The following is a 20,944-nucleotide window of genomic DNA, read 5'->3' on the forward strand; positions in this document are numbered from 1 at the left end:
GATTTTCGCAACGCTGAGCAGGAGAACTGCGCATTGATGCGGGGCGAGGTCGCAGATTGCCGCTTGGAACAATGGCCCAGGGCAAATCTGGATTTGTATACCGTTGCATCCAGCTAACGCATTGATTGGGAAGTAAAACTTTACACAAGGGGGGTGTTTTCGCTACGGTCTGGAAACTCTTGTAGGAAGGTTCCTATGGCCGCGATAGAAGATCACCCCCTGCGCTATCAGCTCGCCAACGAGCTGCACGCGCGCCCGTTTCCCACCATTTCCGTGCCCGGCACGGTGGCCTATCTTGCGGTGAAACAACCCAGCGAGGCGGTGCATCGCGACCGCATGGCGGATCTGCAGCATCTGAAGGATCTGCTGGACCGTCACGGCGCAGCTCATCCGCAACCAGGTGCCACCCATCACACGGCCCAGCTCGGACGTTACACGTTGAAATGGGAGCAACACACAGAGTTTGTTTCTTATACGCTTTATGGTGATGGGGTGAGTGATCGCGCCTTTGATCCGCAGGATTTTGATCTGTTTCCGTCGGATTGGCTGGCCAAGGCACCGGGACAGCGGATCACGTCGGCTTTGATTCGCGTGGTTGCGCGTCCTGATGCGGAGCAGATCAAAGCGCGCGTGCGGGACTGGTTTGTCCCTGAAAGCCTCGCGATGGCGTCGGTGCTGGATGACAATGCGGTGGTGGCAGGGGACTTTCGCATCGACCCCGCCGGGCATATCCGCTTTGCCCTGTTCGTGAACGAGGAAACCGGCCCGCAGCGGGTCGGTCGTGTGGTGCAGCGGCTTTGCGAGATCGAGACCTATCGGGCGATGTCCATGCTGGGGTTTTCGCGGGCCCGTGGCCTGACGCCGACCATCAGTGCCATGGATGTCTCGCTCTCGGAGATGATGCGGGAAATGACCCGTGGCGAAGTGCCCGCCGAGCAGACCTTGAGCCAGCTCCTGACCATCTCCGCAGAACTGGAGGCCATGGCGGCGCAATCGGCCTTTCGTTTTGGGGCGACCGGAGCCTATGCGGCGCTCGTCAATCAACGGATTTCGCTGTTGCGCGAAGAGCGTTTTGTCGGCTTTCAGACAATGACGGAGTTCATGCTGCGCCGGTTCGAACCCGCCATGCGCACGGTGGAGTCGACAGAGAAACGTCTCGAGGTGCTGGCTGACCGGGCCCGGCGTGCCGGGGAGCTGTTGCGCACGCGGGTGGATGTCGAGCGCTCCGCGCAGAACTCGGCCCTGCTGGAGAGTATGGACCGCCGCGCGGATCTGCAACTGCGGCTGCAGCACACGGTTGAGGGGCTCTCGGTGGTGGCGATCAGCTACTATGCCGTCTCGCTCGCGGGCTATGCGCTTTATCCTCTGGGCACGATGCTCGGTCTCAGCAAGGGGATCCTGACGGCAATTCTGACGCCTCTGGTGATTGGCGCGGTGTTTCTGGCGGTCCGGCGCATTCGCAATAGCCTGCACTGACCGGGCGCGAGGGCCGGAAGCCGAGCAAAGGGTGCAGAAACGCAAAAGGCCGCCTTGACGGGCGGCCTTTCTTTTGATGTTGGGTGCCTCAGCGGCCCCGGATGCGTGGGTCCAGCGCGTCGCGCAGACCGTCACCCAGATAGTTCACCGACAGAACCGTCAGCGAGATCAGAATACCGGGCCAAAGCACGCGCTCGGGGAAGAGGGTCATCCGGTCGACGGCGTCATTCAGCAGGCGGCCCCAGGTCGGGAAGTCCGGCGGGAACCCAAAGCCCAGGAAGGACAGCGCCGATTCGGTGATGATCGCGGTGGCGATCCCCAAGGTGGCCGACACCATGATGGGCGAGAGCACGTTCGGCAGGATGTGACGCGAGATGATATTGCCGGGCTTGGTCCCGATGGAACGGGCCGCCAGCACGAACTCGCGTTCCTTGATCGCCAGCACGTCGCCGCGCACGATCCGTGCGGTCGGCATCCAGGAGGTGATCCCGATTAGACAGACGATCAGTACAAAGATGCCGCCTTCCGGGCCGATGGTTTTCGACAGGCTCTCGCGAAACAACACCGCTGCGACGAGGATCATCGGCAAGAGGGGCAGGGCGAGAAACAGATCAGTCATCCGCATCAGGAGGCCGTCGAGCTTTTTGAAGTAGCCCGCCAGCACCCCGATCAGGCTGCCGAGGATCAGCGCGAGGATCATCGCCGCCATGCCCACGGCAAGCGACACACGACCGCCAAACATCAGACGCGCCAGCGTGTCACGGCCAAGGTTGTCGGTCCCGAGCGGATAGGCCCAGTCCATTTTGGCCGAGGGGTCCCACAGCGCGTGATAGATTGGACGCATGTCCCGCAACGTGATGAAGTCACGGCCCGTGGGCACGAACTTGGCGTCGTTCCAATAGATGAACGGACCAACCACCACGCCCAGCACGATGAACAGGAACAGGCAGCCCCCGAACAATGCGCCTCGGTGCGATTTGAACTGAACCCAGATCTCGCGCCACTGGCTGCGGGCGGGTGTGGCGAGTTCGTCCTGCACGCTGGAGTGCTGCAGGGTCTTTTCTTTCGCAGCGTCAGTCATAGCGGATCCTCGGGTCGAGAATGCCGTAGAGCACATCGGCGATCAGGTTGAACAGCACGATGAGCACGGCAAAGATGAAGGTAAGCGTCTGCACCATGGGCAGGTCGTTGGCCTGGATGGCGCCGATCAGCAACTGGCCAATCCCGTTCACCTTGAACACCTGTTCGGTGATGATGGCGCCGCCAAAGATCGACGGGATGCCCAGGGCGATCACGGTGACAACCGGGATCATGGAGTTCCGAAGCACATGCACCATGACAACCGTATACTCGCCCAGGCCCTTGGCGCGCGCGGTGCGCACGTAGTCCTGGTTAAGGTTGTCGAGCATGGAGGCGCGCATGAACCGGCTGAGCTGTGCGGTGATCTGAAGTGCCAGTACCATCACCGGCATCACCATCTGCTGGAGCTGTTTCACGAAGGTTTCCCAGCTGTTGACCTCGAGCGTGGTGTCATAGATCGACGGGAACCAGCCAAGCTGAACCGAGAAGATCACGATGACCAGAACACCAGAGAAGAACGGCGGCACCGAGAAGCCAACCATGGAGACAAATGTCCCCATCTGGTCGAACCAGCTGTACTGGCGGTAGGCAGAGTAGATGCCGATGGGCAGGGCGATCAGGATGGCCACGATATAGGCGGTGCCCACAACCCAGAGGGTCTGCGGCAAGCGCTGCACCACGATGTCCATCACCGGAGACCGGGTCTGCCAGGAGATGACACGCAGATCGCCTGCGGAAAAGGATGTGCCAAAGATATGGTCGATCAGAACCTGAGGTTCGATCCAGAAGAACTGCACCAGCCATTTCCAGAACCGGATATGGACGGGCTCGCCAAGGCCGAGGGCCAGGCGCATCTTCTCTTTCACTTCGGGGGGGACGGTCAGGGGAACCTGTGCCATGGGATCGCCGGGGGCGAGTTCCAGCAGCAGGAAGATCACGAGACTGATGAACAGCAGTGTCGGCACTGCTATGATCAGCCGTCGGATGGTAAAAGTCAGCATCAGCCGGGCGCCTTTGCAAATGGGTTGTCGACAGGTCCGCGTTTGCCTTACCCTTGTCGGGCGGGTGTCGCGTGATGGCGGGTCTCTTAAGCCAAGTCCAGCGTAACAACAATGCTGAACCTCTCAGAGTTGGGTAACGCGAATACCAGTGGGCCCCGGCGGTGAAGCCGGGGCCCTCAAGAGTGCGGACGGACGCTTATTCGGAGCGGTACCAGTCAGCTGCGTTCCACAGCTCGCTGTCCCACACGTTCAGGTCGACACCACCAAGGGTGTTGGAGTGTGCGGACAGACGGCCACGGTGGACCAGCGGGATCATCCCACCACGCTCAAAGATGATGGTGTTGAGCTGCTGACCGATCTCGATCCGTTTTGCCATGTCGGCGGTTTGCGAAAGCTCTGCGTGCAGCGCGTCGAACTCTTCGTCACAGAAGCGGGAGATGTTCTCACCCTGCCACTGGGAGGCCGGAGTCGGGGCTTTGTCGCACAGACCGTTGCCGAAGTAGGACTGCGGGTCAGTGCCGTTGAAGGTGTTGGCGTACATTTCAACGTCTGCGTAGAACTTCTGGAAGGTGTCCGGGGAGCCCGGGTCGCCGCCGAAGAACACGGAGGAGTTGATGTTACGCAGTTCGGTTTCGATGCCGATCTCGCTCCACCACTGTTTGATCAGCGCCTGGAAGTCCTGACGGACGGCGTTGGTCGAGGTCTGGTACAGGATCTTCAGCGGAACACCGTCTTTTTCGCGGATGCCGTCACCATCGGTGTCAACGATACCTGCTGCGTCGAGCATGGCGTTTGCACCGGCGATGTCCTGAGTCTCACAGCCTTCGGGGCTGATCGCAAAGGCTTCGGGGGCCGGAACCCAGGAGCAGGACACGCGACCTGCTTTGCCATAGCCGATTTCCACCAGAAGCGGACGGTCGATTGCCATGGACATGGCTTTGTAAACCGCCGGATCGGACAGGAACGGGTGTGGACGGATCACCGAACGCTCTTCCGGGGAGAGATCCGCGGAGGGGTTGGTGTTGTTGAGCATGATGCGCTCGAGGAGCGGACCAAAGCCTGCAACCGCTTGGCCTTTGCCGCCTGCTTCCATCTGCGCGATGACATCGGGGGCCAGCTGGAGGTTCCATGCGTAGTCGAATTCGCCGGTTTCCATCACGGCGCGACCGGCTGCGGTTGCATCGCCGCCACCTTTGAACAGAACCTTCGCGAACGCGGGCTTGGCCGGGTCACGGTAGTTCGGGTTCGCGGAGAGGGTGATCACGTCGTTCGGCTTGAACTCGTCGACCACAAACGGGCCGGTGCCGATCGGGTTGAAGTTGGCTTCGGTACACTCAGGTGCTTTGGCACCAAGGCACTCAGCGAACTGTGCGGCCTGAATGATCGGGCTTTCACCGCCGACGAAGGGGCCATAGGGGAAGGGGGTCGCTTTATCGAAGGTCACGACCACAGTGGAGTCGTCGGGGGTCTCGACAGAGGTAACGCCTTCGAACTTGGTGACCTGTGCGCAGCCGCCCTCGGGGTGGGTGCAGTACTCATATGTGAACTTCACGTCCGCAGACGTAAGGTCGGAACCATCGGACCACTTGATGCCCGGCTTCAGTTTCCAGGTGATCTGGGTCAGGTCTTCGCTCACGCCGCCGTTTTCAACGGTGGGGACTTCTTCGACCAGCCACGGAACCATCTCGCCGGAGGAGTTGTAGCGCGCCAGAGGCTCGATCACGAGCGAGGCCGCTTCGACGTCCTTGGTGCCGCCGGACAGGAACGGGTTCATGATGGACGGAGCCTGCCAATAAATAATGTTGACCTGGCCGTCCGAGCCACGCTCGGCAAAAGCCGCAGGGGCGACAGCGGCAGTTGCCACAGCACCCAGCAGAAGGGATTTCAATGTCATTACACTCTCCTTGTCGGAACCGACATAGTGTTATTGTTGTTTAGGACTGCACGTTTTTTGATCTGTGCAGCCCGCGATCGCCTGAAGACGATCTGGGTCTTGCGTCCACCTCGGACATCTGGATGTCAGGAAATCTCGCAGAAAATCTGCGTTAAGTCGGACCCGGTTGAGCCGGACCTGTTTTCATAACCCCCTGTCGCCTTTGGCGTTCACTGAGGGTATCGAACACAGAGTTTTGACGAAATGCAAGACCTGCCCGACAGGAAAACGTCACTGGGGTTTGACGGTCAGCGCTGCATCGGCTTAGATCGCGCCCCAACAGGCACCGCCAAGGTGCGTCAATACAGACAGGATACGCGGATGCTGGACCAGCCCATTGCACAGATCAAAGGCCTTCGGGTCGAATTCGAAACCAAGGACGGCCCGGTGGTCGGGGTTGAGAATGTTTCGTTTGACGTGACTGCTGGTGAAACTTTGTGCATCGTTGGGGAGTCCGGATCGGGCAAATCTGTCTCGTCCCTGTCTTTGATGCGCCTCGTGGAATACGGTGGCGGCACCATCGCGGGCGGAGAATTGATGTTCAATCCCGGCGATGGCGAGGCGATCGACCTTGCTCAGGCCGAGACCGATTTGATGAAGCAGATTCGCGGAAATCAGATCGGAATGATTTTCCAGGAACCGATGACCGCGCTCAATCCGGTCTTCACAGTGGGCCGCCAGCTCACGGAAGGTCTGCGAATCCACAAGGGGATGGACAAAAAACAGGCAGAGGCCCGGGCCATCGAGATTCTGCGCGAGGTCCGCATCCCCGAGGCCGAGCGCCGCATGAAGCAATATCCGCACGAACTGTCTGGCGGGATGCGCCAGCGGGTGGTGATCGCGATGGCGATGGCGTGCGAGCCGCGTCTGCTCATCGCGGATGAACCCACAACCGCGCTCGATGTGACCATTCAGGCCGAGATCCTCGCCCTGATGGACCGCTTGAAGCGTGAAACCGGCACTGCGGTCATGTTTATCACGCACGACATGGCTGTTGTGGCGCAGATGGCCGACCGGGTGGTTGTCATGTTCCGCGGCAACAAGGTCGAAGAGGGCACCGTCCACGAGATTTTCGAGAACCCGCAGCATGACTATACCAAGGCATTGCTGGCGGCGGTTCCCAAGCTTGGCGAGATGCGCGGCAAGGATTACCCCGAACCCATGAAGCTCATGGGCGTCGAGCAGGCCGAGATCAAGCCGATCACCGGTACCGATGAGGTGCTGCTGAACGTCGAAAACCTCGTCACCCGTTTCCCTGTCAAAGGTGGGCTTCTGCGCCGAACCGTGGCGCAGGTCCACGCGGTTGAGGATGTGTCCTTCAAGGTCTTCAAGGGTCAGACCCTGAGCCTCGTGGGCGAATCGGGCTGCGGGAAATCAACCTGTGGCCGGTCGATCCTGAGACTGGTGGAACCGACTTCGGGCAAGGTAGAGTTTGAGGGGCGCGATGTGATTGGCCTCAACCAGAAAGAACTGCACAAGGCGCGCCTTGATATGCAGATGATTTTCCAGGACCCCTTCGCCTCGCTCAATCCGCAGATGCAGCTGATGGATCAGGTCGCGGAGCCGATGAAGAACTACAATATCGCCTCCGGGTCCGAAATTCAGGACCGGGTCGCATCGCTCTTTGATCGGGTCCACCTGCCGCGCAGCTTCATGCGCCGCTTCCCGCACGAGATGTCCGGTGGTCAGCGCCAGCGGATCGCGATTGCCCGTGCGCTGGCGCTCAACCCGAAACTGATCGTTGCGGATGAGGCCGTCTCCGCGCTCGATGTGTCAGTGCAGGCGCAGGTCTTGAACCTGATGATGGAACTGCAGGCCGATCTGGGCCTCTCCTTCCTGTTCATCAGTCACGATATGGCCGTAGTCGAACGGGTGAGCCATCAGGTCGGCGTGATGTATCTGGGGCGTCTGGTCGAAATTGGCCCGCGTGCGCGTGTGTTCGAAAACCCGGCGCACCCCTATACGCAGGCGCTGATGAAGGCGGTTCCGATTGCCGACCCCAACCAGCGCAAGAGCGAAAAGGATCTGAACTTCAAACCGATCCCATCGCCGATCCACGACATGAACTATCAGGCAGAGCCCTCGCAATACATGGAAGTGGAGCCGGGGCACTTTGTGCTGACCACCGATTCTGGCTATTGATCCATGACCCAACGGCTTTCACCGCTGGAGATCATGATACGTCTGGTCTCCTTTCCGACCGTGAGCAGCGAAACCAATCTGCCGCTCATTGAGTGGACGTCGGAGTATCTGAGCGCGCATGGGATCGAGCATCATGTCTGGATCGATCCCGAACAGCCCGAAAAAGCCGGGCTCTATGCTCATGTTGGCCCGAAGGTCGAAGGCGGAGTCGTGCTGTCGGGGCACACCGATGTTGTGCCCGTCGAGGGACAGGACTGGAGCTCTGACCCATTTGAGGTGGTGGAGCGGGACGGCAAGTATTTTGGCCGTGGCTGCGCGGATATGAAGGGGTTTGACGCGCTGGCGCTCTGGGCGCTGGTCGAGGGGAACTACACCGATCTGCAGCGCCCGCTTCAGTTGGCCTTCACCTTTGACGAGGAAATTGGCTGCACCGGCGCGCCGCCCCTGATCGAGGAAATGCAGAAATATCTGCCCAAGGCCGAGGCGGTCATCGTGGGCGAGCCGTCGATGCTCAAGGCGGTGACGGGTCACAAGGGCGCCTTTGCGATGGCGACTCATGTGCGCGGCTTTGAGGTTCACAGCTCGCTGATGCATGAAGGTGTGAGCGCCGTGATGGAGGCGGCGCGCATTGTCGACTGGGCCAACCATCGCAACGCCGAAAACCGCGCAAGGCCCCAGACCGAGGTCGCGGCCATGTTCACGCCGCCCTGGACCACGGTGCATGTGGGCAAAATATCGGGTGGGACCGCGCATAACATCACGGCAGGGGACTGTAATTTCTGGATGGATTTCCGGGTCGTCCCGGGTGAGAGCCTTGCCGATTGGCAGGCGGCATATGAGGCGGAAATCGCCCGCATCGAGGCCGAGATGCAGAGGGTGCGCCCAGAAGCAGGGATCACGCTTGAAAAAGTCTTTAGCGTGCCGGGGCTCGTGCCGGAGACCGATGGTGCCGCAGAAACATTGGTGCGTGCGCTCACCGGTGACAACGCCCGCCATGTGGTGAGCTATGGCACCGAGGCCGGTCACTATCAGGTTGCGGGCTACTCCGCAGTGGTCTGCGGCCCCGGTGACATCGCACAAGCGCATCAGGCGGATGAGTTTATCACCGTTGCGCAATTTGAGGCCGGTACAAAGTTCATGCAAGATCTGCTTTCGCGTCTCTCTGCATAAGGCTCCCTGATACCGCGCATGTCCCGCAGGCCTCGATCCGCGCGGCGCATGCCGCGCGCTTTCGATTGTCGTGCGCTACCGTTCGCCCGTTGCGCAGGCATGTGCATGGGGCATGGCACCTGTTGGTTCACTTGTGCAACAGCCCTTGCGTTCCGGCCCCCCATGCGGCACTCATTTCGCTAACACGTTAAGGAGAGAGCTCATGCCCGTTCGGAATCGCTTTGCCGAGATGCAGCCCGAAATCACCGCTTGGCGTCATGATTTTCACGAACATCCCGAGTTGATGTATGACGTGCATCGCACCGCCGGACTGGTTGAGGAGCGCCTCAATGCCTTTGGCTGTGACGAGGTGGTGCCCGGTATCGGCAAGACCGGTGTTGTCGGCGTCATCAAGGGCAAGAGCACCGCATCGGGCAAGGTGATCGCCCTGCGTGCCGACATGGATGCACTGCCGATCCACGAGGAAACAGGTCTGGATTATGCGTCCAAGACGCCCGGCAAAATGCATGCCTGTGGTCATGACGGCCACACCGCCATCCTCTTGGGCGCTGCAAAATACCTCTCCGAGACGCGCAACTTTGATGGCACGGTGGTTCTGCTGTTCCAACCCGCAGAGGAAGGTGGGGCAGGAGGCAAGGCCATGGTCGACGATGGGGTGATGGATCGTTGGGGCGTCCAGGAGGTTTACGGGTTACACAATATGCCCGGCCTGCCAGTGGGCCATATCGCGACCCGTGTTGGCGGGCTCTTGGCCTCTTCGGACGAGTTCGAAATCGAAGTGACCGGCAAGGGCGGCCACGCCGCAGCACCGCATGACGCGATCGACACCACGCTGGTGGCCTCGCAGATCGTGGTCTCGCTGCACTCTATCGTATCGCGCAACATCGATCCCATTCATCGTGTGGTGCTGACCGTCGGCACATTTGAAACCGACAGCACCGCGTCGAATGTGATCGCCCATCGCGCCAAGCTCAAAGGCACCGTACGCACGCTCGACTCCGAAAACCGCGCCTTGGCAGAAGAGCGCGTGCGCCGCGTGGCCGAAGATACCGCCTCGGCTTTCGGGGCGAATGCCACGGTCAAATGGACCCCGGGTTATCCGGTCACGGAAAACACCGCCCAAGAGGTTGAATATGCGGTGGAGGCCGCCAGAGCAGTTGCCGAGAAAGTCGACCCTGATGCGGCGCCCATCATGCCGTCAGAGGATTTCGCCTACATGCTTGAAGCGCGCCCCGGCGCCTATATCTTCTTGGGCAATGGCGACACGGCCATGTGTCATCACCCGGCCTATCAGTTCGACGACAGCGCCATCCCGCTTGGGTGCAGCTGGTTTGTCGAGCTTTGTGAACGCCGCATGCCCGCCAGCTCATCATAAGGGCGCTGCGTTGCAGCCCCTGTGCACCCGGCCGCTCCCCGTGCCGGGTGTGACCATCCGAAAGACAAGGAGAAAGACCTATGCCCGTCAAGAACCGCTTTGCTGAGTTGCTGCCCGAAATTACTGCGTGGCGACGTGACCTGCACGAAAACCCCGAAATCCTGTTCGAAACCCATCGCACCAGCGCGCTGGTGGAGGAAAAACTCAAGGCGTTCGGCTGCGACGAAGTGGTCACGGGCATTGGCCGCACCGGCGTTGTGGGCGTCATCAAGGGTAAATCCTCCGCATCAGGCAAGGTCATCGGTCTGCGGGCCGATATGGACGCGCTGCCGATCCACGAAGAAACCGGGTTGGAGTATGCCTCCAAGACCGCAAACGCGATGCACGCCTGTGGTCATGACGGTCATACCGCCATGCTTTTGGGCGCGGCGAAATATCTCTCCGAGACGCGGAACTTCGACGGCACCGTTGTGGTGATCTTCCAGCCTGCCGAAGAAGGCGGCGGCGGCGGCAAGGAAATGTGCGATGATGGCATGATGGAGCGCTGGGGCATCCAGGAAGTCTATGGCATGCACAATTGGCCGGGTCGCCCGGTTGGCAGCTTTGCAATCCGTTCCGGAGCCTTCTTTGCGGCGACCGATCAGTTCGACATCACCTTTACCGGCAAGGGCGGCCATGCCGCTAAGCCGCAGGAAACCATCGATTCGACCGTGATGGCATCGCAGGCGGTGCTTGCGCTGCAAACCATCGCTGCCCGCAACGCCGATCCCGTGCATCAGATCGTGGTCTCTGTGACCTCTTTTGAGACCTCCTCCAAGGCGTTCAACGTGATTCCTGAGCGCGTTCAGATCAAAGGCACCGTGCGCACCATGGCGCCCGAGATGCGGGATCTTGCTGAAAAACGTATCAAGGAAATCTGCGCGGGCATCGCAGCGACCTTTGGCGGTGAAGCCGATGTGACTTACCACCGTGGCTATCCGGTGATGGTGAACCATGACGAGCAGACCGAGTTTGCCGCCAAAGTGGCGCGTGACATTTCCGGGCAGTGCGATGAAGCACCGCTGGTGATGGGGGGAGAAGACTTTGCCTTCATGCTCGAAGAGCGTCCCGGTGCCTATATTCTCGTCGGCAATGGGGACACCGCCGCCGTGCATCACCCCAAGTATAACTTCACCGATGATGCGATTCCCGCAGGCTGCAGCTGGTGGGCGGAGATCGTCGAGCAGCGCATGCCCGCAGCCTGATCCGTATCATCAAAGTGAAGAAGGGGGCCACTTCGGCCCCCTTTTTTGTGCAACCGCTTGGGCTTTTGTCTCACCTTCCCAGCCGCACTCTCGTAAGGATCAGCAGACTATTTTTTGTAGCTCTGGCCAATGATCACGCAGCGATCAAATCCACTTGGGAGCGTCGCCTGACACTGGTTCAATGCCGCAATATCTGCGGCCTTCTGATCGCTAAAGCCGAAGGACTGACCGATCGGAAGAACATTCGAGGAGGAGCCGCAGTCTACGTCGACCCCGACCGGGTAGGCCGGCACAGCATAGGATCCGTGGCCATCAATCTTTGCGGCCCAATTCACCATGGCCTGTTTGGAGCTGTCGCATACACGTGCATCAAGTCGCAACAAGCGCAGATCCTTGTCCACCAAGGGATTGGCCGATTGGGCGAAGGCCGGAGCAGAGATCGCAAGAACAGAGCCAAGGGCGATGACGGTAAGTGTAACTTTCTTCAACATTTTAAAAACCTCCTCCATCATGCTGGGCATGACGACTGATACAAAGTTGCGGCAACGATACGCGCCGCGCACTTAGATTACTCTCAAACCCGGAAAATGTTCCGAAAATTTTATGATATTCGGTTTTTGTGATGCGGGCTTTTTCTGCTTTGTGTATGAATATCAGATAGATATCCTAAAGCCTTCACGGCGATTTTGCGCCGAATGCTTGGCAGGGGATTGCACAAGGGCGCGCGAATCCCCACCCCCTGGTCACATTGGGATCACCTTCGGCACCAAAGTGGCTAGCGGGAAGTCTGATCGAAGCTCTGGCCAATCACCACGCATCTGTCAAACCCACTTGGTAGCCGTGCAGTGCAGGCTGCCATCGCAGCAGCGTCTGCCTCTGCTTGCGTGTCAAAACCCCAGGAATATCCAATCGGCAGAACCGAGTCTGAGCCGTCGCATTTCACCTGCTGGCCTGCCGGATAGCGGGGCACAGCATAGGATCCAACGCCTTCTATCCTGCGCGCCCAGCCGATCATATCCTGCCGGGATGTTTCGCAAATACCCTTGGAAATGCGCAGGACCCGGGGCGTCTCTGACGACACCTTTACGGGGTTTCCTGCATGGGTGGGGGTGGAGAAGCCAAAGACGGTTGCCATCATGGCAGCAGTAAGCGCAAAGGGTTTGTACATATTTACCTCCTAACGACATGAAGAATTCGAATTCTTCAAAAGTGCGAATCCATCGGTGGCTCGAGGGACTTATCGCGTAGGTAAGTATTTCAAATATCACCCCCCCCCATATTCGGGGAAAAATCGAAAATATATGTCATTTATTGAAATCTATGGTGTGGGGGCGGATCCCGTCAACATAGTTGAGCGCGTGGGGCGCATTTGCATATTTCAATATGGTGAATGTTTGCGCTTGCGCAGGAGCGACCGCAGGGGTTAGGCGCCCGCGCCGTTTTGGCCGAGCAGCTTGCGATAGATCGCGATGATAGCAGCTACCTCGCCTTCGAGGCGGAAAGTCCCGGCCACATGCTCACGTGCCACTGTGGCCATCTCATTCAACCGGTCTCGATCCGAGAGCAGAGCAATGACATCAGCCGTGATCTTGTCGAGATCCTCTATGTCGCAGAGCGTGCCGGTCTCGCCCGGAATGACCAACTCTTCAAAAGCCCCGACGCGGGTGGCAACTGCGGGCACGCCGCAGGACATTGCCTCAAGCGGTGTGAGCCCAAAGCCTTCCCAGCGTTGTGGTGCAACATAGAGATCAAGCGCCTGGAAATGGCGCGGCACATCTTCGACAGCCACCTCATCGCGGAACAGGATGCGATCCGAGAGGCTCGCCGCAGCCACCTCATCCTTGAGGCCCTGCAGGAACTCTGCGTTGTCCGCTGTCGCCCGCCCCATCATCAGGCCACGCACCTCTGGATTGGCGCGGCAGGCAGCGATCATCGCTTTAACAAAAAGATCATTGCCTTTTTGCGGGCGGATACGCCCAAAACAACCGACCAGCAGCCCGTCCTCGGGAAGATCGAGCGCGCGTCGCAAGGCGGCGCGATCTGCGACCGGTTGGAACAGGTCGCAGTCGATACCGTGTCGGATGACGGTTGCATCGCGTTCCAGATAGCTTGCAGACCTCGAAGAGGTGGCAATCACCGCGTCCATGCGCCGGATCAGCCAGCGGGTAAACCCCGTGTGTCGGCGTTGCGCAGCCGAGGTGAACAGGAGTTTCAGCCGCTTCCCCAAAAGGTATTTGAGCAAAAGCCCAGCCACCATTTCATTGTTGCGTCGGGCGTGCCAGACCCGCGCCCCGGATGGCCCGTTGCGCGCCATGGTCCAGAGCGCGCCGGGTTTGACCTGTGGCACCTCGGCGGGCAAGTCCGGTGCAGCGGCGCAGATGGCGATCTCGCGTGCCTGGATGGGCACAAGCCGGATCACGGTAGACGTCACACCAGAATAGCGTTTCTTAAAGTTCGGCGCGATCACGTCGATCTGGTTGAGGTCGATCTGGCTCATCAGGCGCCCTTTATGTGGGGGACGGCAGCAAGTCGAGCAGCGCCGTCACAGTGTCATCCATCTGGTCGGATTGGCGGGCCAGAAAATCGCGTGCCCGCGCGCGCGCCGTGTCTAGGGTATGCGGCGCGTCGAGCCAAGTCCTGACTGCGTCGGCAAGCGAGCTGGCATCCTGAACTTCATGGGCCGCGCCTAGCTCGATCAGCTCCGCAAAGGATTCGGCAAAATTATAGGCCCCGGGCCCAGTCAGCACCGCGCCTCCTGCCTGCATCACCTCAAAGGGGTTGTGCCCTCCGATTTCGCGGAGAGAACCGCCAAGGAAGACCCGTGGGCACAGGCTGTACCAGATGCCCACTTCGCCCAATGTGTCCGCAAGATACACCTGTGTCGAGGTGCGGGGCAGGGCGTCCCGACTGCGCCGAATGGAAGTGAGGCCTGCCTCGGCAATCATCGCTTCGATTTGATCGCCCCGGTGTGGGTGGCGTGGCGCGAGCAAGAGCAGCAGATCCGGATGATCCACCAAGAGCGCTTTATGCGCCTCTAACACGACTTCCTCCTCGCCCTCATGGGTGGAGGAAGCGACCCAGACCGGTCGCGCACCGATTGCGTCCCGGACGTCCTCCAGGATGGCCTGATCCACCGGCAGTGGCTCCGAGAGCGCCTTAAGGTTGCTGCCAGCGCGCAGGCGTGCGGGGTCTGCACCAATGGCCTTGAGGTTGACCGCCGTCTGGCTGTTCTGGGTGAGCATCAGCGCAAACTGATCCAGTAGAAACCGCGCGGTGGCGTGCCGTTTCTTCCAGCTGGCGACCGATTTGGGCGAAAGACGCGCATTGAGAAGCACCAATGGGACGCCCGCATCGCGCGCGCGCACCAGCATTTGCGGCCAAAGCTCGCTTTCGACAAAGACCCCGAGGTCCGGCTGCCAATGGTTCAGAAATCGCGTCACCGCGGCTCTGGTGTCCAGAGGCGGAAACTGGTGGCGGGTGCGGGGAGGCAGGCGTTTTGCGACCAGATCGGCAGATGTGGGTGTGCCCGAGGTGATCAGGAATTCCAGATCCGGCGCCATGGTGCCCAGACGTTTGATCAGCGTGAGGACCGACAGGCTCTCGCCGACAGAGGCGGCATGAAACCAGATCAGTCGGCCCTTAGGGCGCGGCAGGGTCGCGTGCCCGAGGCGTTCACGAACCCGTTCTTCCGCAACCCCATGCGCGCGCAGCTTGCCTGCAACTTTGGACCACATCAGCGGCGCCAAGAGCGTGCTGGCACCGCGATAGAGGTGATAGAGCAGGGTCGGGGCGACCTGCGATGGATCGGTCATCGTCTGGAGCCTTACCCGCCGGTGTGGCTCATGTGGCGCGGCATCTGGCCGTCGACGGTCTGACGGGAGTAGTCAAAATCATGCCCTTTGGGCTTGAGGTTGATGGCCGCGCGAATGGCTTCTTCGAGGGGCGCCTCGGTGTCGGGATGATCGCGCAGCGGCGCGCGCAGATCAGCCATGTCCTCTTGGCCAAGGCACATATAAAGCTCCCCTGTGCAGGTGAGGCGCACGCGGTTGCAGCTTTCGCAGAAATTATGGCTGAGGGGCGTGATAAAACCGATCTTTTGGCCGGTTTCCTCAAGCCGCACATAGCGCGCAGGCCCGCCTGTGCGTTCCGCTAGGTCGGTGACCTGATAACCGCTCTCGTAGGCTTTGCGCACGTCTTTGAGGGACCAGTATTGGCCCAGACGGCTCTCGTTTCCGATGTCGCCCATCGGCATGACTTCGATCCAGGTGAGGTCGATGCCGCGATCTGCGCACCACTGGGTCATGGAGAACAGCTCGTCCTCGTTAAAGCCCTTGAGCGCAACCGCGTTGATTTTGATTTTGAGGCCCGCGGCCTGCGCCGCATCGATCCCGCGCAGCACTTGCGGCAGGCGGCCCCAGCGGGTGACGTCTGCGAATTTCTTCTCGTCGAGCGTGTCCAGTGACACATTCACCCGCCGCACCCCGGCGTCATAGAGCGCCTGTGCATGTTTTTCGAGCTGCGAGCCATTGGTTGTCAGCGTCAGTTCCTTGAGTGCGCCGCTGTCCAGATGCCGCGTCATCGAGCGGAAAAACGTCATGATGTCACGGCGCACCAGAGGCTCTCCTCCGGTGATACGCAGTTTTTCAACGCCCAGTCGCACGAAGGTGGAACACATGCGATCGAGCTCCTCGAGCGTCAAAAGCTCCTTCTTCGGCAGGAAGGTCATGTTCTCGGACATGCAGTAAACGCAGCGAAAATCGCAACGGTCCGTAACCGAGACCCGAAGATAGGTGATCGCGCGCGCGAAGGGATCAATCAAAGGTGCTGTCATAAAACTATAGGTAAGGCGGGAAATCGCTCAGGACAATAGGAGCTTATGAAGCAAATCCAGCTTTGTGGCTGGCATCCCCCATGAGGTCGGGCTAGGGTCTCGCCATGACAAGACGTGCATTCAAATATCTGACCCTTGCCGCGCTGGCTGCCGGTGGTGTTTCCGCGTGCAACGCTCTGGGCGGTGTGCATCTGAGTTCTCAGGTTTTGCAGGGCTCTGGCTCCGGCGTTCGGATCGAACCGGCGCAGCCGGTTTCGCCCGATGCACCGCCAGAGGTCGAGACGCAGGAGTTGACGACTTCGGGCGGGACATGGACCTCTCCGTCGGATCGTCAGGAGGTCACAACAGCGGCGCTTGATACGCAGCCCGTTCGGGAGGTCGCGCCGCAACCTGTTGCGCCGACGCAAAGCAGCACGCCTGCACCGGTTGTGGCTTCGGCACAGTCCTTTGTCGGGCAGAAAACCACCGTTGCAGGTCTGGGCGATCCCGGGCGTGACGGGCTTTGGATGGAAACGCCACTGGTGTCCTCGCGGCGCAACGCGCGCCTGACTGCGCCGAATGGCAAATCCGTAGTGGTGACGCTGGAACCCATTTCTGGCTCTGCGGGCCAGGGCAGCCGTCTTTCAATCGACGGTATGCGCGCGCTGGGCCTGCCGCTCACAGAGCTTGTTGAATTGCGGGTGGGCCCGGTCTAGCACCGCGCCGCCCACCTCGTGATTTGTCATCTTAGGTATTTCGCGGCTTCTTTGCGGGCAAAGGCTTTCATGCCGTCACCATGCTCGGCCAAGAAATCCTTGCTGCGTTCGGCGTCATGCTTTGAAAGATCCCGCAGCCACCAGCCAATCGCTTTTTGGATAAACCAGTCGCGATCCGGCACATATCCTGCAGCCCATCCCAGAATGCGCTCGCGCGCGGCGAGCTGTTCAGGTTTGGGGTTGGCAAACTTGGCCCAGGGCAGGGTGGACACAAGCGCCGCACGGCGGGTCCACATGTGCTCAGAGGTTGTCCAGTCTTCCACGGTGTCGAGCCGCGCTGGATCAGCAACGAGACGTTTTGAGATCGCCGAGGCGGCATGATCCGCAATCGCCCAGCTGTCAAAGTCGGGCACCCAGCTTTGCAACAGATCCCAGGCGGGTGCATCCGGCTTGATTCGGGCCTGCGTCAGCAATTTGGCTGCCAAAATCCGCGCTTCAAAGATGTCGCTGGCCCAAAGCTCTGCCGCAAGATCGACGCGCGCGTTCAGATCAAGCGCGGCGCGCCAGTCGCGCGACAGCGTGTTCAGCACTTCATTGCCCACGCCCAGAACCTCGCGGCTCTGTTTGTGGTAGGCAATCATCTGCTCTGCGCGTCCAGGCTCAATCTCGGCCCGAAGCGCCTCCAGTGCGTCGTCGAGCGTCATTCGACGGTCACGGATTTGGCCAGGTTGCGCGGCTGGTCCACATCGGTGCCTTTGGCAATGGCGGTGAAATAGGCGATCTGCTGTGCCGGGATCGCATAGAGGATCGGGGCCAGTGCGTCGGGTACCTGCGGCATGGTAATGACCTCTGCGGTGCCCTCGGAGGCCTCGCGCGCGCCTTCGGCATCAGTGACGAGAATAACCCGACCACCACGCGCCATCACCTCCTGCATATTGGAGATGGTTTTTTCAAAGAGCGCATCGCGCGGTGCCATGACAATAACTGGCACGCTGTCATCAATGAGCGCGATGGGTCCGTGTTTCAGCTCGCCCGAGGCATAACCTTCGGCGTGGATATAGCTCAGCTCCTTGAGTTTGAGCGCCCCCTCAAGAGCCAGCGGGTAGAGGGCGCCGCGCCCGAGGAAAATGATGTCGCGTGCGCCGGCCAGATCGCGTGAGGCAGCAGCGATCTGCGCCTCAGAGGCCAGCGACTGATGGATCAGGCCGGGCAGGGCACGCAAGTCAGCGGGCATGCCTGTGGGCAGCTTCTGTCCGCGATCCTGTGCTGCCTTGAGCGCGAGCATCAAAAGCACCGTCAACTGACAGGTAAAGGCTTTGGTCGATGCTACGGAGATTTCCGGGCCGGCGTGGATGGGCAGCACCACATCGCTTTCACGCGCGATCGAGCTTTCGGGCACATTCACCAACCCGGCGATCACATCGGCCTTCCCTCGCATGTAGCGCAGCGCTGCCAGAGTGTCCGCGGTTTCGCCCGACTGGCTGACAAAGAGCGCCAGCGTGCCGGGGCCGACGGGGGGCTCGCGGTAGCGAAATTCCGAGGCCACATCGACCTCAACGGGCAGGCGAGCGATCGTTTCCAGCCAGTATTTCGCCACCAGACACGCGTAGTAGGCAGTGCCGCAGGCCACGAGCGAAAGCCGCTCGATCTTTTTGAAATCCAGCCCTTCTGGCAGCTCAATTGCGCAGCTGTCGTCCAGATAAGCCTTCAGCGCCTTGTCAACGGCGACGGGCTGTTCGGCGATTTCCTTGGCCATGAAATGCTTGTGGCCATCTTTTTCGACGCGGGTGTTCTCCAGTTTGATCTGGCGTTTTTCGCGGTTGGCGATGTTGCCCTTGGCGTCCCGGATTTCATGGCTGTTGCGCGTCAGGACCACAAAATCCCCTTCTTCGAGGTAGGTGATCTGATCCGTCAGCGGCGCCAGCGCAATCGCGTCGGAACCGACATACATTTCGCCCTCGCCATGGCCTACGGCCAGGGGCGATCCCTTGCGGGCAGCAATCAGAAGGTCCTCTTCGCCATCAAACAAGAACGCCAGCGCAAAGGCCCCTTCCAGTCGGGCCACGGTCTTGCGTGCCGCCTCTGCGGCAGAGGTGCCGTCGCGCATGTAGAACTCGCACAAGAGCGCCACGGTTTCTGTGTCGGTTTCGGTCACAAAGCGGATGCCATGAGCCGCCAGTTCGTCGCGCAATTCCTTGAAGTTCTCGATGATCCCGTTGTGCACCACTGCGACGCAGCCCGCCTGATGCGGATGCGCGTTGGAGACCGTCGGCGCGCCGTGGGTGGCCCAGCGGGTGTGCCCAATGCCGGATTTGCCGGGCAGCGGATCATGCACCAAAGTATCCGAAAGGTTCACCAGCTTGCCCACCGCGCGGCGCCGGTCCAGATGCCCGCCGTTCACCGTGGCAATGCCTGCACTGTCATATCCGCGATATTCCAGCCGTTTCAGCGCTTCGACCAGAATGGGCGAGACTTCATGGTTGCCCAGAACTCCGATAATTCCACACATGTGATTACCCTTTGGCCTTTGCGGCTTTCTTGGCGCGCAGCATATCCATCAGCTTGCGTGCGCGGCCTGGTTTGTTCGTCTGCTGGACGCGCGCAATCGCCAGATCTCCATCAGCGACATCCTTGGTGATGACCGCACCTGTTGCCGTCATCGCCTCATCGCCAACGGTCACAGGGGCGACCAAACACGTGTTTGATCCGATAAAGGCGCGCGCGCCGATTTCGGTGCGATGCTTCATGACGCCATCGTAGTTGCAGGTGATTGTGCCCGCTCCGATATTCGTCGCCTCACCCACAGAGGCATCGCCAATATAGGTCAGGTGGTTCACCTTGGCGCCTGCGGCGATCTCGGCGTTCTTGATTTCAACGAAGTTGCCCACATGGGTGTCCTCGGCCAGTTCCGCGCCGGGGCGTAGGCGCGCGTAGGGGCCGACCTTGGCGCCACGCGAAACATGGCAGCCCTCAAGGTGCGAAAACGCCCGGATCAAAGCGCCGCTCTCAACGGTGACACCGGGACCAAAGACCACATTGGGTTCAATCACCGTGTCACGACCAATGATGGTGTCAAAGGCCAGATGGACGGTCTCAGGAGCCGTCAGCGTGACGCCGATGTCCAACAACTCAGCCCGCGCATGCGCCTGAAACACCGCCTCCGCGGCCGCGAGGTCCGCGCGGGAATTGATGCCGAGCGTTTCCGCTTCGGGGCAGGACACGGCCGTGACGCTCAGCCCCTCGGCCCGCGCGAGTTCGACAAGATCGGTCAGGTAATATTCGCCAGAGGCATTGTCGTTGCCCACTTGATCAAGCAGGCCAAACATCACCTCGGCGTTGCACGCCATGAGGCCCGAGTTGCAGAATGTAATCGCGCGCTCGGCGTCGCTTGCGTCCTTGAACTCGACGATTTTCTCAAGGCTTTCGCCCTGCATGATCAACCGGCCGTAGCGCGCAGGATCGGCGGCTTCAAAGCCGAGGATCACTAGATCGGCGCGGCTGCGCGCTTCGATCATGCGTTGCAGCGTCTCGGCCGACACAAAAGGCGTATCGCCATAGAGCACCACGACATCGCCGCGAAATCCCTCGAGTGCCGCGCGCGCTTGAAGTACCGCGTGGCCGGTGCCGAGCTGCTCTTCCTGCAGCACCACTGTCGCTTCAGGGGCGATCTCTGCGGTGGCCGCGCGCACCATCTCGGCCTCGTGGCCTGCCACAACCACCGTGCGCTCGGGATCAAGCGCACCCCCGGCGCGCATCGCATGTTCCAGCATCGGCGCATGAGCGATCTGATGCAGGACTTTGGGCAAATCGGAGTTCATCCTGGTGCCTTTGCCTGCGGCGAGGATGACGAGGGCAGTGCTCATGGGGTGTTTTCCCTTTGAGTTTTTGTTGCCCCCGTTCTATCCGCTAACAGAGGATGCGCAAGATGCGCTGCCATAAACTTCAGTTGCGACTTGCAACATCGGGCGGCGAAATGGCGCCGAAACGGGGGATCTTT

17 protein-coding genes are annotated in these 20,944 nt (G+C 60.4%); 6 read left to right on the forward strand and 11 right to left on the reverse strand.

Annotation, left to right across the window (positions count from 1 at the left end; translation table 11 throughout):
• Window positions 1–195 precede the first annotated feature (195 nt).
• Window positions 196–1,476 carry a DUF3422 family protein gene (locus ACZ1HH_RS03715; protein WP_472635905.1) on the forward strand — a complete coding sequence of 427 codons (1,281 nt, stop codon included), beginning with the start codon at window positions 196–198 and terminating at the stop codon, window positions 1,474–1,476.
• Between the two features lie 88 nt (window positions 1,477–1,564).
• Here the strand turns inward: ACZ1HH_RS03715 and ACZ1HH_RS03720 are convergent, their stop codons facing one another.
• From ACZ1HH_RS03720 to ACZ1HH_RS03730, 3 genes are all read right to left on the reverse strand, one after another.
• On the reverse strand, window positions 1,565–2,557 hold the full coding sequence (locus tag ACZ1HH_RS03720; RefSeq protein WP_011538058.1) for an ABC transporter permease: 993 nt from the start codon (window positions 2,555–2,557) through the stop codon (window positions 1,565–1,567).
• A complete protein-coding gene (locus ACZ1HH_RS03725; protein ID WP_011538059.1) occupies window positions 2,550–3,557 on the reverse strand; it encodes an ABC transporter permease in 1,008 nt (335 codons plus the stop codon). Before ACZ1HH_RS03725 ends, ACZ1HH_RS03720 begins: the two co-directional genes overlap by 8 nt.
• Window positions 3,558–3,753: 196 nt before the next feature.
• Window positions 3,754–5,451 (reverse strand): peptide ABC transporter substrate-binding protein, encoded by a 1,698-nt coding sequence (locus ACZ1HH_RS03730; protein WP_011538060.1) that lies wholly within the window; start codon window positions 5,449–5,451, stop codon window positions 3,754–3,756.
• Window positions 5,452–5,811: 360 nt separating this feature from the next.
• On the opposite strand from ACZ1HH_RS03730, the gene ACZ1HH_RS03735 reads away from it, so the two are divergent.
• From ACZ1HH_RS03735 to ACZ1HH_RS03750, 4 genes are all read left to right on the forward strand, one after another.
• Complete coding sequence (locus ACZ1HH_RS03735; RefSeq protein ID WP_011538061.1) at window positions 5,812–7,632, forward strand: ABC transporter ATP-binding protein; 1,821 nt, start codon at window positions 5,812–5,814, stop codon at window positions 7,630–7,632.
• Window positions 7,633–7,635: 3 nt separating this feature from the next.
• Window positions 7,636–8,802: an acetylornithine deacetylase gene (argE, locus tag ACZ1HH_RS03740; RefSeq protein WP_472635906.1), complete on the forward strand. Its 1,167-nt coding sequence runs from the start codon at window positions 7,636–7,638 to the stop codon at window positions 8,800–8,802.
• A 202-nt stretch (window positions 8,803–9,004) separates the two neighbouring features.
• Window positions 9,005–10,177, forward strand: coding sequence for a M20 aminoacylase family protein (locus tag ACZ1HH_RS03745; protein ID WP_472635907.1), 1,173 nt, complete (start codon window positions 9,005–9,007; stop codon window positions 10,175–10,177).
• 80 nt (window positions 10,178–10,257) lie between these two features.
• Window positions 10,258–11,421, forward strand: coding sequence for a M20 aminoacylase family protein (locus tag ACZ1HH_RS03750; protein WP_011538064.1), 1,164 nt, complete (start codon window positions 10,258–10,260; stop codon window positions 11,419–11,421).
• Between the two features lie 107 nt (window positions 11,422–11,528).
• On the opposite strand, the gene ACZ1HH_RS03755 is transcribed toward ACZ1HH_RS03750, so the two are convergent.
• From ACZ1HH_RS03755 to moaA, 5 genes are all read right to left on the reverse strand, one after another.
• Window positions 11,529–11,912 carry a hypothetical protein gene (locus tag ACZ1HH_RS03755; protein ID WP_472635908.1) on the reverse strand — a complete coding sequence of 128 codons (384 nt, stop codon included), beginning with the start codon at window positions 11,910–11,912 and terminating at the stop codon, window positions 11,529–11,531.
• A 284-nt stretch (window positions 11,913–12,196) separates the two neighbouring features.
• Window positions 12,197–12,589: a hypothetical protein gene (locus tag ACZ1HH_RS03760; protein ID WP_472635909.1), complete on the reverse strand. Its 393-nt coding sequence runs from the start codon at window positions 12,587–12,589 to the stop codon at window positions 12,197–12,199.
• Window positions 12,590–12,844: 255 nt separating this feature from the next.
• On the reverse strand, window positions 12,845–13,918 hold the full coding sequence (locus ACZ1HH_RS03765) for a glycosyltransferase family 4 protein (RefSeq protein ID WP_472635910.1): 1,074 nt from the start codon (window positions 13,916–13,918) through the stop codon (window positions 12,845–12,847).
• A gap of 10 nt (window positions 13,919–13,928) precedes the next feature.
• Window positions 13,929–15,233 (reverse strand): 3-deoxy-D-manno-octulosonic acid transferase, encoded by a 1,305-nt coding sequence (locus ACZ1HH_RS03770; protein ID WP_487320386.1) that lies wholly within the window; start codon window positions 15,231–15,233, stop codon window positions 13,929–13,931.
• An 11-nt stretch (window positions 15,234–15,244) separates the two neighbouring features.
• Window positions 15,245–16,252: a GTP 3',8-cyclase MoaA gene (gene moaA, locus ACZ1HH_RS03775; RefSeq protein ID WP_011538069.1), complete on the reverse strand. Its 1,008-nt coding sequence runs from the start codon at window positions 16,250–16,252 to the stop codon at window positions 15,245–15,247.
• A 104-nt stretch (window positions 16,253–16,356) separates the two neighbouring features.
• Here moaA and ACZ1HH_RS03780 point away from each other — a divergent pair, with 104 nt between their 5' ends.
• Complete coding sequence (locus ACZ1HH_RS03780; protein WP_416368092.1) at window positions 16,357–16,947, forward strand: hypothetical protein; 591 nt, start codon at window positions 16,357–16,359, stop codon at window positions 16,945–16,947.
• A gap of 26 nt (window positions 16,948–16,973) precedes the next feature.
• Here ACZ1HH_RS03780 and ACZ1HH_RS03785 read toward each other — a convergent pair whose 3' ends face one another.
• The 3 genes from ACZ1HH_RS03785 to glmU are packed head-to-tail and all read right to left on the reverse strand — an operon-like array spanning window position 16,974 to window position 20,810.
• Complete coding sequence (locus tag ACZ1HH_RS03785) at window positions 16,974–17,651, reverse strand: DNA alkylation repair protein (RefSeq protein ID WP_472635911.1); 678 nt, start codon at window positions 17,649–17,651, stop codon at window positions 16,974–16,976.
• Window positions 17,648–19,456, reverse strand: a complete 1,809-nt coding sequence (gene glmS, locus ACZ1HH_RS03790) for a glutamine--fructose-6-phosphate transaminase (isomerizing) (protein WP_472635912.1) — start codon at window positions 19,454–19,456, stop codon at window positions 17,648–17,650. Before glmS ends, ACZ1HH_RS03785 begins: the two co-directional genes overlap by 4 nt.
• A gap of 4 nt (window positions 19,457–19,460) precedes the next feature.
• Entirely contained in the window at window positions 19,461–20,810 is a 1,350-nt protein-coding gene (gene glmU / locus ACZ1HH_RS03795; RefSeq protein ID WP_472635913.1) for a bifunctional UDP-N-acetylglucosamine diphosphorylase/glucosamine-1-phosphate N-acetyltransferase GlmU, read from the reverse strand.
• Window positions 20,811–20,944 lie beyond the last annotated feature (134 nt).

The sequence above is a fragment of the Epibacterium sp. HA2-3 genome, from assembly GCF_055693725.2.